At 45.7% G+C, this 13,591-nt stretch carries 19 protein-coding genes; 14 read left to right on the top strand and 5 right to left on the bottom strand.

Annotated elements, in window-relative coordinates; translation table 11 throughout:
• Positions 1 to 138: 138 nt before the first annotated feature.
• From OEZ43_20520 to OEZ43_20460, 13 genes are all read left to right on the top strand, one after another.
• A complete protein-coding gene (locus OEZ43_20520; protein MDH5547969.1) occupies positions 139 to 531 on the top strand; it encodes a DUF5958 family protein in 393 nt (130 codons plus the stop codon).
• A 92-nt stretch (positions 532 to 623) separates the two neighbouring features.
• Positions 624 to 1,256, top strand: coding sequence for a hypothetical protein (locus OEZ43_20515; protein ID MDH5547968.1), 633 nt, complete (start codon positions 624 to 626; stop codon positions 1,254 to 1,256).
• A 78-nt stretch (positions 1,257 to 1,334) separates the two neighbouring features.
• A complete protein-coding gene (locus OEZ43_20510) occupies positions 1,335 to 2,030 on the top strand; it encodes a hypothetical protein (GenBank protein ID MDH5547967.1) in 696 nt (231 codons plus the stop codon).
• 99 nt (positions 2,031 to 2,129) lie between these two features.
• A complete protein-coding gene (locus OEZ43_20505) occupies positions 2,130 to 2,558 on the top strand; it encodes a hypothetical protein (protein ID MDH5547966.1) in 429 nt (142 codons plus the stop codon).
• 86 nt (positions 2,559 to 2,644) lie between these two features.
• Positions 2,645 to 2,977, top strand: coding sequence for a hypothetical protein (locus OEZ43_20500; GenBank protein MDH5547965.1), 333 nt, complete (start codon positions 2,645 to 2,647; stop codon positions 2,975 to 2,977).
• Between the two features lie 116 nt (positions 2,978 to 3,093).
• Positions 3,094 to 3,381 carry a type II toxin-antitoxin system mRNA interferase toxin, RelE/StbE family gene (locus OEZ43_20495; GenBank protein ID MDH5547964.1) on the top strand — a complete coding sequence of 96 codons (288 nt, stop codon included), beginning with the start codon at positions 3,094 to 3,096 and terminating at the stop codon, positions 3,379 to 3,381.
• Complete coding sequence (locus OEZ43_20490; protein ID MDH5547963.1) at positions 3,378 to 3,638, top strand: helix-turn-helix transcriptional regulator; 261 nt, start codon at positions 3,378 to 3,380, stop codon at positions 3,636 to 3,638. The genes OEZ43_20495 and OEZ43_20490 overlap by 4 nt, the downstream gene beginning before the upstream one ends.
• 93 nt (positions 3,639 to 3,731) lie before the next feature.
• Entirely contained in the window at positions 3,732 to 4,121 is a 390-nt protein-coding gene (locus tag OEZ43_20485; protein MDH5547962.1) for a DUF3224 domain-containing protein, read from the top strand.
• A 154-nt stretch (positions 4,122 to 4,275) separates the two neighbouring features.
• Entirely contained in the window at positions 4,276 to 4,482 is a 207-nt protein-coding gene (locus OEZ43_20480) for an addiction module protein (GenBank protein ID MDH5547961.1), read from the top strand.
• A 412-nt stretch (positions 4,483 to 4,894) separates the two neighbouring features.
• On the top strand, positions 4,895 to 5,173 hold the full coding sequence (locus OEZ43_20475; GenBank protein ID MDH5547960.1) for a type II toxin-antitoxin system RelE/ParE family toxin: 279 nt from the start codon (positions 4,895 to 4,897) through the stop codon (positions 5,171 to 5,173).
• 12 nt (positions 5,174 to 5,185) lie between these two features.
• Positions 5,186 to 5,470 carry a HigA family addiction module antitoxin gene (locus OEZ43_20470; GenBank protein MDH5547959.1) on the top strand — a complete coding sequence of 95 codons (285 nt, stop codon included), beginning with the start codon at positions 5,186 to 5,188 and terminating at the stop codon, positions 5,468 to 5,470.
• 145 nt (positions 5,471 to 5,615) lie between these two features.
• Positions 5,616 to 5,897 carry a transposase gene (locus OEZ43_20465; GenBank protein ID MDH5547958.1) on the top strand — a complete coding sequence of 94 codons (282 nt, stop codon included), beginning with the start codon at positions 5,616 to 5,618 and terminating at the stop codon, positions 5,895 to 5,897.
• 214 nt (positions 5,898 to 6,111) lie between these two features.
• Positions 6,112 to 6,891, top strand: a complete 780-nt coding sequence (locus tag OEZ43_20460; GenBank protein MDH5547957.1) for a methyltransferase — start codon at positions 6,112 to 6,114, stop codon at positions 6,889 to 6,891.
• Between the two features lie 32 nt (positions 6,892 to 6,923).
• Here the strand turns inward: OEZ43_20460 and OEZ43_20455 are convergent, their stop codons facing one another.
• Both OEZ43_20455 and OEZ43_20450 read right to left on the bottom strand, forming a co-directional pair.
• Positions 6,924 to 8,867, bottom strand: a complete 1,944-nt coding sequence (locus OEZ43_20455) for a sensor histidine kinase (GenBank protein ID MDH5547956.1) — start codon at positions 8,865 to 8,867, stop codon at positions 6,924 to 6,926.
• A 118-nt stretch (positions 8,868 to 8,985) separates the two neighbouring features.
• The gene (locus OEZ43_20450; protein MDH5547955.1) at positions 8,986 to 9,738 is read right to left on the bottom strand and encodes a sulfite exporter TauE/SafE family protein; all 753 of its coding nucleotides are present in this window, start codon (positions 9,736 to 9,738) and stop codon (positions 8,986 to 8,988) included.
• An 87-nt stretch (positions 9,739 to 9,825) separates the two neighbouring features.
• Between OEZ43_20450 and OEZ43_20445 the strand changes: the two genes are divergently transcribed.
• Positions 9,826 to 10,425 carry a hypothetical protein gene (locus tag OEZ43_20445; protein MDH5547954.1) on the top strand — a complete coding sequence of 200 codons (600 nt, stop codon included), beginning with the start codon at positions 9,826 to 9,828 and terminating at the stop codon, positions 10,423 to 10,425.
• Here OEZ43_20445 and slmA read toward each other — a convergent pair.
• From slmA to OEZ43_20430, 3 genes are all read right to left on the bottom strand, one after another.
• Positions 10,411 to 11,016: a nucleoid occlusion factor SlmA gene (slmA, locus tag OEZ43_20440; protein MDH5547953.1), complete on the bottom strand. Its 606-nt coding sequence runs from the start codon at positions 11,014 to 11,016 to the stop codon at positions 10,411 to 10,413. The two genes, OEZ43_20445 and slmA, sit on opposite strands and share 15 nt — an antisense overlap.
• 118 nt (positions 11,017 to 11,134) lie before the next feature.
• Complete coding sequence (argB, locus tag OEZ43_20435; protein ID MDH5547952.1) at positions 11,135 to 12,028, bottom strand: acetylglutamate kinase; 894 nt, start codon at positions 12,026 to 12,028, stop codon at positions 11,135 to 11,137.
• Positions 12,029 to 12,048: 20 nt separating this feature from the next.
• The gene (locus OEZ43_20430; GenBank protein MDH5547951.1) at positions 12,049 to 13,446 is read right to left on the bottom strand and encodes a phosphomannomutase/phosphoglucomutase; all 1,398 of its coding nucleotides are present in this window, start codon (positions 13,444 to 13,446) and stop codon (positions 12,049 to 12,051) included.
• Positions 13,447 to 13,591 lie beyond the last annotated feature (145 nt).

Here is a 13,591-nt window from a genome sequence, read left to right as displayed (position 1 = left end):
TGAGGAGTATCTAAGTTATAAAACAAGAGTGCCGCGATATTTTGGGGTGCCAAATAAAACTTAACAAGCGCTTCTTGGCGGACAGGTTTTCCGCTGCGCTTCAAACCCGCCGCAAAAGCGAGCGTTATAAGCACAAGAATGAATGATCGAGAACTAACTATTAACAAGATTGCGCAGAATCTCATATCTGTTGATGATGGGCTGAAATGGTTTGAAGATTCTGACGAAAATCAAAAGATGGATATTATGCGTTCCCTAGATATGTGTATCTTTCAATCGCATCCAACGGTTGAAGATATCGATCTGGGTATGCAAAATTCAGGGCTGAAGGAAACATATTCTCCCTGCGTTCTCATTAGGTCGAAACCGTTTAATGAGGCTAGGCAAAAAGTACTGAGTATGACAGGTTTAGATCAATATCGAGCCTTTCAGCTTTTTGTAGCCATCTTCGCTGCGGCGGATAATCGAAGAAGAGAAATGGAATGTAAAGGTGGTTGTAGTCATGAGTGGCACAACAAACAAGGCTTATAACCAGTCGCCCAAGGTCGCTACGCTCCCTCGGACGCTTCGCTGCGCTCAGCGCCTCTTGGCTTGGCGTTATGTTCACTTGGTAATAACTTGCAATGAATGATCTAGTAAATTTTATGGATAAGTGGCAGACTCTGGCCGGATCTTTTCTTGGCGGTGTATTTGCGCTTTTAGTTGCCATGTACGTGGCATGGAATGCAAAGAACCGAGACGAAATAGTTTCTGCTATGGTGATTGTTCCAGATTTGCTGCATATATTTGCAGCTAGGTCACGCATAGCAGAAATTGCGGCAAGTAAGCGCGTCCCAAAAGCAAAATGGGATTTGTTGTATGCTACTTTGCTAGTAAAACAAAAACCAAAACTTTCGCCAATGTACACAATGTCTATGTCTAGAATTTTGCCTGTGAATATCTCGTTAGCTACTCACCTTAGCATGATCGATAAAATATACCCGATATTGTGTGAAAGAATAGATGAAATTAAAGAATATCTAAATGTATTGGACTCCACTGATAAGTTGCCTGTGAGCATCGATGTATTTAACGGAAAAATACGTAACATATCTAATGACATGAAATTGGTATCAAAGCATGCATTTTGCGCAAATGAGCTAATACATAAATTGATTCTCAGCAAAATTGCGATGTGGTATCGGTTTGTATATTTGGTTAGGGTGCCGTCGGCCAAAGATAAATGTTATACGTTAGTTAAAACAGGAAGAACATAACAAGTGTAGCCACAAGGACAAAGTTTTCGCTACGCTTCAACTTTGCCTGTGCTACAAGCGTTATGCGCCTATAGAACTATGAAATTACTTTGTCTCATTTTAGTCGCTCTTAGTATTGCATATGGAGAAGTGCTATTCGCGGAGGACTCTTGTAGCGAAGGTGAAGATAATTTGGTGGTAATGCTCAGAGCTATGATTAAGGGAGAAGATATATATAGATACGCCGATCGAGATTTTGCTTTAAAGGTCATAGACCCCATTGTTCGCCTTGTTGAGCCTGGCGATTGTAAATTAAAAGAAGAAACTCTTATTGGAATTCTAGAGTTTAGTAATGCATTTTCTTTAGATGAGGCAGCCGTAGTAGTTCTTAATCGTTTAAAAAAGCAAGACCAAGCAGAAGCATTGGCATATTTTTATGTCGTGCAAACGCTATCGAATTCCGGAAAATGGAAAAAGGCTGTTGGTTTAATTGAGGAGTCTCTTGACCTAGTGGAAAAATCTAAAGAGCCTGGTTATCTAATGAGCTACTGTACGACTCTTGAGTATGTTGAAGAGTATGAGTTGGGTGTAGATGTTTGCAGCAGGTATATTAGTAGATTTCAAGAAAACAAGGCTCAAGCGTATTATGTTCGAGCGCGAAACTACTACTGTAGCGGAAAAGTAACTGAAGGACGACAGGATTTCAAAACATCTATAGTTCTAGGCTATGACTGGGAAACTTGGTATGGCGAAAAGCACTATGGTAAAAAAGGAGTGAAATGCCATCCAAAGTAGCGCATAACAAGCAGAGCCAGCTTGCCCCTGCGGGGCCGGACCTCGCTCCGCTCGGCCGCTGCTCTGAGCGTTATTCGCACTACTTGAGTTGATGCATATATGAAAAATGTCAATATTGTAATAAAAGTATTCATCGTAAGTGTGCTATTCCAACATTCTTATAGTTTCGCCAGTAATGCTGCCGACCCGCATCATTTTGCGCTAAACATCGAAGAAAATCGAGATCTAGGGAACTCAATCAACTTAATTCCAATCGTTAAGAGAGATCGAATACCGCAGATATTGATTCAGTCGCAGGCGAAGTTAGTAGATCGGGGAACTGCGACTGGAATGGGGGCGAGTATTGGAGCGTTAGCAGCAGCAATCTTTACATTTTGCACCGATGCATTTAGTCCATTTAGTAGCAGAAACTGTAGCCTCTTTAATGTACCCGCTATTGTATTTGGTTCTCTAGTTGGTGGTGCCGTTGGCTATGGGATAGTTTATCAATATGAACATATGATGGTGGGGTATCGTGTCAGGTTCTAGCCTTGGACGAATAACAAAAAGGTTGAATTCGCCTATCGGCTCAGACCTCGCTTTGCTCGGCTGTTCACCTTGGCGTTAGGTGTAAATTGGAAATACGTGAATTAACAAAGGAAGAGTACGAAATAACATTCACTCCTCCCATGAAAAACATCACTGAAACAGCTGATGAGATTGTTGATCTATGGGGCTATGCCGATCCCATAATTGAGGCCGAATATCACAATTGCTCTGCTTGGGACTGGAAAGTAAATCATATTTATGAAAGTGCAGATGGCCAATATCAACATATTGGTATTGCTGTCCCAGAAGATGATAAATATTTAATTGTTTTAGTAGACAAGCCCAGAAAGAAAATTATCGGGCATAGAATTAACGATCTTGGTGCTATGTATTTTAGGAAAAGTAGTAATGACACCTAACATGGCGCTCAAGTATATGCTTCGCACGGGACCTCGCGGACACCGCTCGGCCCCTTAGCTATCACGTTATGCGTCCGCTAATAGACATACCATATATGATATATCTATAATTCGGTATGTGGTCAATATATGAACATAAGGCACTTACGAAGCAGCTTTCTGGCGTGCCAAAAGATGTCATAAAGCGTTACGAGAAGTGGAAGGACATTGTATCGATGTCTGGCCCTGAAGGACTTCTCAAAATCAAGGGGTTACGTGACGAAGCTTTAAAGGGAGAATGGAAGGGATACCGCTCATCTAGGCTCAATTTGCAGTACAGAGTTATCTATAAAGTGGAAAAAGAAGAAATACTAGTTAAGGTAGTAAAAGTAACTCCTCACGACTATCAGAGGAAAAAAATATGAAAGATTACATCAAGTCTAAAAAGCGGATTACAGTTACTGTTGGTGAATCGGTAAGAATAATGCGCGAGTTTCAGGAGATGAGCCAAAATGATCTCGCGGAGCTAACAGGAATTCCCCAGTCCACTATTTCGGCGATAGAAAACGATCGAGTACAGCTTGGTGTTGAGCGCGCAAAAGTACTCGCTAGAGCGTTGGCTTGCCATCCAGCGGTACTTGTATTTCCTGGTTGGGATATCGAACAAGAGTCAGCCGCATAACAATGCAAGCCAGTAAAGCCCCTTCGGGGCCGGACCACGCTCCGCTCGGATGCTGCTCACAGCGTTATGCATTCACCCATCAATTAGAGGAGGATAAAAATGGAAGGAACTTTTCAGATCACAGGATGGAACGAAACTCCATATAATGAGGGGGAAGGTGGAACCAAGAAAAGTCATGCAAAAATTACCCAAACATATACAGGAGCCATTGAAGGCTCTAGCGAAACTCAATACTTGATGTCATATCAGTCAGAAGCTCAAGCACTATTTGTTGGTTTTGAGGTTGTTGCTGGTACAGTCAATGGAAAATCAGGAAGCTTCACACTTCAACACAATGGAAAATTTGAGAATGGTGTAGCTAGCAGTAGCTTTGTAGTAGTTCCAGGCTCAGGAACTGGAGAGCTTACCAATATTGAAGGATCTGGCTCATTTAAATCTGGTGAGGCCGGAAGGGCAAATTACGAGATAAACATAAATGCATAACAAGTCGATCGTTTGGACGCAAACTACGCTGCGTTTCGTTTGCGCCGCACAGCTTTAATGTTATGTGCTTGATTTAGTGCCAAATTAGACCTAGTAGGCGCCTCCCGAGATTTCGGCTAGAATAAGGTCTATAAATACTCTTTGGAGCTGAATTATGTCTAAATTTCAGAATCTTAGCGCTGCTGAAAAGATGCTTCTAGCCGAAGAGCTTTGGGATAGTGCGCTTGAAGATGAATCGTCAATTCCGTTATCAGATGAACATAGAAAAATACTCGAAGAACGGCTAAAAGCCTACGAGTTAAACCCAAACAGCGGTTCTTCATGGGATGAAGTGAAGAAAAGAATAATGGATTCTAAATGAAACAACTCGAAATTCGAGAAGAAGCAGAATCAGAAATATCGGAATCTTATTCATGGTACGAGTAAAACGAGAAGGACTCGGTAGCCATTTTTTACTTTGCATAGAAGAGGGACTTGCAAGAATAGGGAGGAACCCAAGGCAATTTCCTGAAGTTCTTCGCCCTATCCGCCGTACGTTCATAAAGCGCTTTCCTTACGCAGTCTATTTCATAGAAAAAGAAACATCAATAAGTGTAATAGCCGTACTTCACAATCGACAAAGGCCATCAACATGGCAAAATCGCACATAACAATACAAGTCAGTGAAGCCCCTTTCAGGGCCGGACCTCCCTCCGCTCACTGCTCTGAACGTTATACGTCCCTCCACTCCGTAGATTGACACCTGTAACGTAACAGGTTACACTGCTCGGCGTATGATAAAGGAATTTATGCACAAGGGCCTGGAGAAGTTCTTTTTAAAAGGAACGAAAGCTGGTGTGCAGGCTAAACACGCGCCCCGACTAAGAATCATTCTAGGTAGACTTCACGCAGCGACCGGTGCAAAAGATATGGATTTGCCTGGACTTAGATTGCATGAACTAACAGGAAATAGGAAAGGTATTTGGTCAGTTCGTGTTGACGGAAACTGGCGAGTTACTTTTGAATTTCGAGGTGAGGATGCCTATGTTGTTGACTACGAAGATTATCATTAGGAAATAGACGCTATGCAAATGCATAATCCGCCACATCCTGGCGAAGTAATTAGAGAGCTGTGTATTGAGCCACTTGGCTTGTCTGTAACCGAGGCTGCAGAAGCTTTGGGGGTGAGCCGTAAAACGCTTTCCAATATTCTGAATGGAAGAGCGGGCATAAGCCCCGAAATGGCTGTTCGATTATCTATCGCGTTTGATACAACGGCAGAAAGTTGGCTCAATCAGCAAATTCAATATGATCTCTGGTTTGCGGAAAAAGAACGCAAGAACCTCAATGTGAAGAAGCTAGTTGCGTAAAACGTATAACAAAAAGATCAAGCTTGCCCCTATGGGGCCGGACCTCGCTACACTCGCCCGCTGCTCTTAACGTTGGGGCTGTAGAAAACCCCCATTCTCGTGTTTTTAACTGATAAACTGGCAGCGCGCATAGGGAAACATGCTGATGCCGAAATTCATAGGTAAAAATTGCGATCAAACGTCGATGGTGGTAGTTAATTTCAAGGATCAACTACAGCCAGGGACGTTTGAATTCACCATGCATCATCTTCTCGACGAGAAACTTGATCTGTCGATATTTTATCCCCGCTATCAAAACAATGACGGTAGACGTCCTGCTTACCATCCGGCGATTTTGTTAAGGATTATTTTGTTTGCCTACTCAAAGGGTATTACCGTAAGCTTCCCCATAAAGTGGGCAACTCGGCATGAGAAATCTCAGGAATAGGTTATAATGTGTGCCTCACTAGCAATATTAGTATTTGCGTTTTTCAGCCGATAATTATTTTTATCTGAAACTTTTGGTTCTGCTGACGAAATCTACATAGTTATTCTTTATCAGTTTTATCATCGTATTCAAGAAATGCGCCCGATCATTATCGGCCGGTTTAACTTCTGTTGAGCTGGCTGCGCTAATCCATTCAACTGGAATCAGGAGTCTTATGTTACGACGACACAGAATACAATTTCCAAAACCCGAATCATCTAATCTCAATCAAGATGAGGCATATTTTTATCTTCAGAAAGATGATCAACAGCGTAAGATCCGGTTTCATGATTATGACAAAATTTATCAAGTGCAGGGTTTGTACGAGCAAATTTTCTATGATCGCCTGAAATGCACATCGCCTGATAAAGTGGCTACGATACTCCAGGCATCGTTAGAGCAGTCCGAAGATAACTTGTCTGAGCTACGAGTTTTGGACTTTGGTGCTGGTAATGGAATGATGGGAGAGGCACTTAAGAAGCAAGGCGTGTCACGCCTCATTGGTGTAGATATCATTTCAGAGGCATATGAGGCCACTGTGCGTGATAGACCTGGATTATATGATGCGTATTATGTCGAGGACTTCATTCATCTTGATGAAGAAAAGAAAGCGGATATTAGCTCCTGGCAGTGTGATTGTATGGACACCGTTGCGGCCTTAGGTTTCGGAGATATACCGACAAAGGCGTTCATCGAGGCGTTCAATATTATTAAAGCACAAGGCTGGATAGCGTTTAATATTAAGGACACGTTCTTCGATGCCAACGTCAAATCGGGATTTTCGAGAATGATGCGAGAGTTGATATTTTCAAAATATCTCGATGTTTACCATATCGAACGATACAGGCATAGGTTGTCGATTGAAGGCGAGCCTCTGTATTATTTTGCGATTGCAGGCCGAAAAACGGCCGATGTGCCTGATGAGTTTCTAGCGTCACACGACATCGTGAGTTAGTAACGCATAAGTATTTAGGTGATGGAAAGCGTTTATCTGTGTCCAGCGGCAGTTTGTTGCGCAGGCATGGTTTTAGGTTTTTGCAGCGTAAACCAGAAGGTAGATCCTTCTCCCAGTTTACTTGTCGCGCCAATTTCGCCTCCAAGTTTATGAACGAATTCGGCACAAAGAATTAATCCAAGACCGGTTCCGGCTTCACCACCGGTACCTGTCTTGGATGAAACTTTTTCTTCCGGTCGAAATAGTTTTTCCTGTGTCTCTGAAGATATGCCGACACCACTATCAACGATATGAAACTTGTAGGTGTCGATTTCCTCGCTTAGATAGGCGTGTATGTGTCCGCCGGGCGGTGTGAATTTCAAAGCGTTGCCAACCAGGTTGCGTAAAATGGTATTTAACAGGCTTGCATCGACGTTAACCATGCAGCTATCTTCAATTTTCAAATCTAGCGTGATGGACTTGTTTTGTGCTTGCATAGAGAAAAGGTCTTGCATCTGTAGTAATATTTGTTTTACATCGACCCATTCAAACACGAGTGTCATTTCGCCTTTCTGGCTACGTGCCCACGATAGCAATTCTTCGAGAAGATTTTTTGTTCTCCGCGTGGCCATACGCGCTTCTTTCAATGTTTCATCATCGATATCCCCCGGTTTTTTGACCAGTTGATTGAATAGCGTATCAAGCCCCCCAATTGGTCCGCGAAGATCGTGTGCGACGATCGAATAGAACGTATCTTTATCGAGGTTGGCTTGACGCAGTTCGGAGGTTCGTTGAGTCACGGTTTCTTCAAGTTTTGCGGTATAGCGCTGATTAGTTGTAAGTAGTTCGGCTTTAGCGCGTTCAATTTCGTCTCGCGCGATTCGCAATCTATCGGCCAGTGCGATGGATAACAGTATAGCGTCTATCAACATACCGATATCCACGGCATGGTAGCTCAGGTAGGAATAAGGGATAAATCCGCTAACCGTAATCGCAGTTATAAACGAGCCCACAAACCCGGCGAGGGCGGCGGTAAGAAAGAATCGCGCGGCCCGGTTTCCGGCTTTGAGTGATATAACACCGAGTACCAAAACATATGGCGCATAAAATACCACCCAGAGTATCGATGTCCGTACATGCAGGCTGTAACCACCAAGCGCGGTCAATAAAAAAGACGCGCTGAGCGTGATGGCGAGCCCAACCGCCCATCGCCATGCGCGAGGTTGGCGTTGACGTAATTCAAGAAAATTGATTGCGAATACGACGCCAGAGATAACGAACAGATAAATAAATGTGGAATGTGCCCAATTTCCCCAAACTGGCGAATCTGGCCAGAGCAAGGGATACAGATGACCGTTGTAGGTCGCATGCATGATTAAAAAGAAAAATAGATAGCCGATATAGGCGGCGTACACCTTTTCTCTTACAGAAATATACAGCGTTAAATTGTATAGCAGCATAGCCAGGACAGCGCCGTACAACAGGCCAATGTATAGGATGTCTTCTGCTTCGTTTTCAAGAAAGGCGTCTAGTTTCCATAACGTCATGTCGACCAGATAGGGATCTGATGTTTTGGTATGGACGATGAGCTGGCTATCACCAGGTGGTAGCATTAATTCGAAATTGATGTTGCGGTGGTCGAGAGTGCGATTCGAAAACGGGTAATAGTCGCCTGCCTGGATATTACGCTGGTGCCCATCGGGCGTTATTAATGTGATATCCAGTGAGTCGAGCCAGGTTGGGGAAAAGACCAGTAACCTTTGTAGCGTGTTTGCCTCCGGGTTATTTAAAGTAACCAGAAACCAGTGAGTGGAATCCGTGAATCCAAAACTCGCGGTACGCGCGCCATGGGGTTTTTGTTCGGGTACTCTTTGCGCCACGTCGGCGAGGCTTAATGTATTTTCCGGGTCTTCGATGAGCAGTGATTGAGGGACTAAGGGGACTTCGCTGCCACTGACATCGACTTTTGCCTGACTTAAACTCGCAGAAAACAACAAACAGATGCCCACGAGTAACTTAAACACGCGCGGGGTTAGGGTGAACTTTCGAGCGAAGTACAGGGTTTCCATTCCTTATATAGTCGGCAAAAGTCGAACTGGACTGAATATTGTTTTTCTAGAAAATTAACGCCAATCCGGTAACGATAGTGATGACTTCGTATGTTTTTTTTATCAATCGGTTGCCTTTTACAATCGCAAGATGGGCACCGGTATAGCCGCCAATGATTGAGCCTAATATCAGCGCTGGCAGCCAATCCCAGGCGACCTCGCCAAGTAGTCCGAGTGTGGCAGCGCCTGTACCGTTCCAGAACAAGCCGACCAGGATTAAGGTATAGGCGACTGCGCGTTTGTACTCTAGCCCAAACCAACGTACCAGCCACAAGGTGACAAACAAGCCCGTACCTGAGGTAAGTGAGCCATTGAGAACGCCAATTAGAAATAGCACGCCAGCGCCAATACTAAAACCGCGCAGATTTCGGTGAATAGGCTGCTGTTTTTGTCCAAGTTCGGGTCTGAATCTGGAATACAGGCCTAAACTAAGGGTTAAAACACCTAAGGCGGCTTCGGCATAATTATCCTTTATATTCAATATGATATTGGCGCCTATGAAAACGCCGGGTAGCCCACTGGCGAGAATGAGAAAAACAAATTGTTTTTCCACGACATCTTCCTTCAAATTCCGCACAGTTGCGCCGATACCTAGAAAGACGCTGGCTAACTTGTGGGTCGCCAGTGCGGTGCTGAAGGCCAAACCCAGAAAAATCAGGGCAGGCAATTGCAGCAGACCTGCGCCACCACCGGCGAATGCCGAGAGGATATTGGCGATCAGGGAGATGAAGAACAATAGACCTTGTTGCCACCAATCCATGATTGTCTGCAATAGTTGGGGGGAGGACGCGGGGACTATATCTGTGTCACCTAAAGAGTTGCAAGATGTATTTCTCAGGGTATGAACGTGATTAAGGAAAACGGAATATTCGTATTTATATTAGTAGTGCTGCTAGGCGCAAGCAGTCCGAGCGTTTTCGCATCAAATGACATTTACTACGTGTTCAAAGATTCACGAGGTAAAACGCTTATCCAGGACCAGATTCCGCCTGAAATGAAGCATAAGGGTTATAAGATCGTTAATGCTAACGGCGTTACCCTGGAAGTAGTGCCACCGCAGCCTAAAAGCCAACCAGATTTCGCGGAAAACGAGTTGCAGCCTGACGATGTCAGGTTATTACAGTCGTACGCGAGCGTGCATGACATCGAGTCGGCGCGTGACAATAATCTCATGCAACTAAGTGAGATCATCAACAGCACCGAGAACAATATCCGCGCGTTTGAACACAATCTGGAATTTATGCAGCAACGCAAACGTCGACTTCTGGCGGCTGGGTTACCGGTCGATGAAAAGCTGATCAAAGATATCGTCCTGGTAAAAGAACTGATTGTGAAAAACCGCGAATACATGGAGCGCAAGCGCTCGGAGCATACGCAGTTATCTACCAGTTACCAAAAAGATATCGCGCGTTTCAAGGTTATCCAGAAGCAATCACGCCAGCGATAGTTCAAACAGCGCGTCAGAGATTGTCTGCCACTGTTGGTCCCACATCTCCGTAGGTCTACGGGTAAATCCGCTACGCACAAATTGGTTCATTCGACCTTCTGCAGAAGCCAGCAACAGGTTGGCGACGGCGTTGATCGGCGTATCTTCTGCCAATTCTTCATGCATCACGCCTTCACGTACGAATTGCTTGATTTGAGTCTCCAGTCTTTCGTAGAACTGAGCCACACGTGTACGTAAACGCTCGTGCTCACCGACGAGTGCATCACCCATCAATATGCGTGTAATGCCGGGATTTTTGTCGGCAAAGCCGAGTAATACCCGCAAGAGTTTATCGCAACGGCTGGCTGCACCTTTTTCATCATTGGCAATGCGGGTGCACAGACCAAATATCGTGTCTTCGCTGAATTCGATCAAGGCTTCGAACATCTTTGCCTTGCTCGGGAAGTGACGATAAAGCGCAGCCTCCGAAATTCCCACGGCCTTGGCAAGGCCAGCTGTGGTAATCGGTGTTCCAGGGTGGAGTTCCAGTTCTCTCGCCAACGCTTCGAGGATTTGTTGGCGACGTGAGGTTTTCGCTACTGCAGTTGTCAAGATGAGCGCTCCTAAAAGCTGAAGTTAGCGCATCCAATCAGCCAGTTACGTCCGATTTCTGACACCCGGCCGGATGCTCTAATAAAACTAGTCCATAAATAGTGAAATTGCAAAGACACTAACCCTGGATAAGTGTGCCGACGCCTCTGTCAGTAAATATCTCCAACAAAACCGCATGTTCTACGCGGCCATCGATAATATGGGCGGTCTTTGCTCCCTGTTTAACCGCATCAAGTGCGGCTCTCGTTTTCGGCAGCATCCCCCCGTAGATCGTGCCGTCTGCGATTAAGTCGTCCACCATTTCAGTGGAGAGGCCCGTAAGAAGTTTGTCGTTTTTGTCGAGCAGGCCTGAAGTGTTGGTGAGGAGTATAAGCTTTTCTGCGCGTAAAGTGGAGGCTAACTTACCTGCTACGAGGTCTGCATTAATATTATAGGACGCGCCATCCTCTCCGACGCCAATGGGCGCGATCACCGGAATGAAATCCCCTTTAACTAACATGTTTACTAAAGAGGGATCGATGGACTCGGCTTCACCTACATGACCGATGTCGATAATTTCGGGTGCTTGCAATTCTGGGTTGTTGCGCGTGATCTTGAGCTTCTTCGCGCGAATCGTGTGTCCGTCTTTGCCGGTAAGGCCTACCGCTTCGCCACCGTGTTGGTTAATCAGGTTCACGATCTCTTTATTGACCAATCCGCCGAGTACCATTTCCACGATGTCCATGGTTTCGGTGTCTGTCACGCGCATGCCTTCAACAAACTGACTTTCCTTGCCCACACGTTTTAATAAATCGCCAATCTGCGGGCCGCCACCATGAACTACAACCGGATTAATACCGACATGCTTCATAAGGACAATGTCGCGCGCAAAACTGGATTTAAGATTTTCATCCACCATGGCATTGCCGCCGTATTTAACAACAACGGTCTTACCGTGAAAACGCTGGATATAAGGCAGGGCCTCAACCAGAACTTCGGCGATATCGTGGGGTGTGCGTGTCACTTTGCTCATACTTCTGTATAGCTCTCCAATTAAAAAGGTAATTTCACGGTGTTGTCGACAGATAAAAACAGTTCGCGGAATGCGTTCTTGATCCGTTCGATAGCGGTTTCGTTATCGCCCTCGAAGCGGATAACAATGCAGGGCGTGGTATTCGATGGACGCGCCAATCCCCAGCCGTCTTCGAAATCGACGCGCAGGCCATCGATAGTGGTCACTTTGGCGTTGTCAAAGCTGGCCACGGCTTGTACTTTTTTCATGAAATCGAAATGCTCGCCTTCGTTCATGTCGAGACGCAGCTCAGGCGTATTGATGGAATTTGGCAGGTTGTCAAAGATCTCGCCGGTGCTTTGCGTTGCCTTGGATAGAATTTCCAATAGTCTTGCACCGGTGTAAAGCGCGTCATCGAAGCCATACCAGCGTTCTTTGAAGAAGATGTGTCCGCTCATTTCACCGGCGAGTGGCGCACCTGTTTCTTTGAGCTTGGCTTTGACGAATGAATGTCCCGTCATCCACATCAGCGGTTTGCCGCCAGCTTCGCTAATCGCCTGGTCGAGGTTACGCGAGCATTTGATGTCGTAAATAATTTCCGCACCCGGCAGACGCTCGAGAATATCGCGGGCATAGAGGATCATTTGTCGGTCGGGCCAGATGATTTCTCCCGATGGGGAGATAACGCCTAGTCTGTCACCATCGCCGTCGAAGGCGAATCCGACGTCGTAGCCTTCTGTGGTGACGGCGTGAATAATGTCTTCGAGTGTTTCTGGTTGGCTCGGGTCTGGGTGGTGATTCGGGAAAGTACCATCAATTTCACAAAACATTTCGGTGACGTCACAGCCTAGCGCTTTGAAGAGCTTGGGTGCGAGTTCGCCCGCAACGCCATTTCCGCAGTCAACGACGATGTTGAGTGGGCGTTTGAGTTTGATGTCGTTGGTGATGCGATTTAAATAATCTTCGGTTACATCGATTTCCTTGAGTTCGCCTTGGCCGGTGGCAAAATCTTTTTTCAAGATGCGCTGTTTGAGTTCTTGTATGGTGCCGCCGGACAGTGTGGTGCCGTTCAATACCATTTTGAGGCCGTTATACTTTGGCGGATTGTGGCTGCCGGTGAGCATGACACCGGAGCCGGTTTCGAGGTGGAAACTGGAGAAGTACAACACCGGTGTGGGTACGCGGCCGACGTTGATGACGTTGCAGCCGGTTGAGAGTATGCCATCAATGAGTGCTTGTAGCAGACTCGGTCCGGAGAGGCGGCCGTCTCTTGCGACGTTTATGGTGTTGCCACCACCGGCGAGGTTTTCCGTTCCCAGGGCTTTACCGACCATATACACAATGTCGGTAGTCAGGGTTTCATCGACTATGCCTCGAATGTCATAGGCTTTGAAGATGGTATCCGGTATGGCGGTGTCTGTATTGTAATTTTGCGTCATGGGTTCGTGTCCTTAACTAGTCCGCTGCATTGGGAGGGGATGGCCTTTTGAAAACTCGCTGTGAATACTTCCCTGTACGCTCGAAGGCGCCGTCCATGGCGCCTACGGTTTTCAAAAGGCCATCCCCTCCCAATGCAGCTCGTGC

It is taken from the genome of Gammaproteobacteria bacterium (genome assembly GCA_029881255.1).
Taxonomy (GTDB): domain Bacteria; phylum Pseudomonadota; class Gammaproteobacteria; order S012-40; family S012-40; genus JAOUMY01.
Note: the sequence above shows the minus strand (reverse complement) of the source record. Positions and strands in the feature narration are given on the sequence as shown.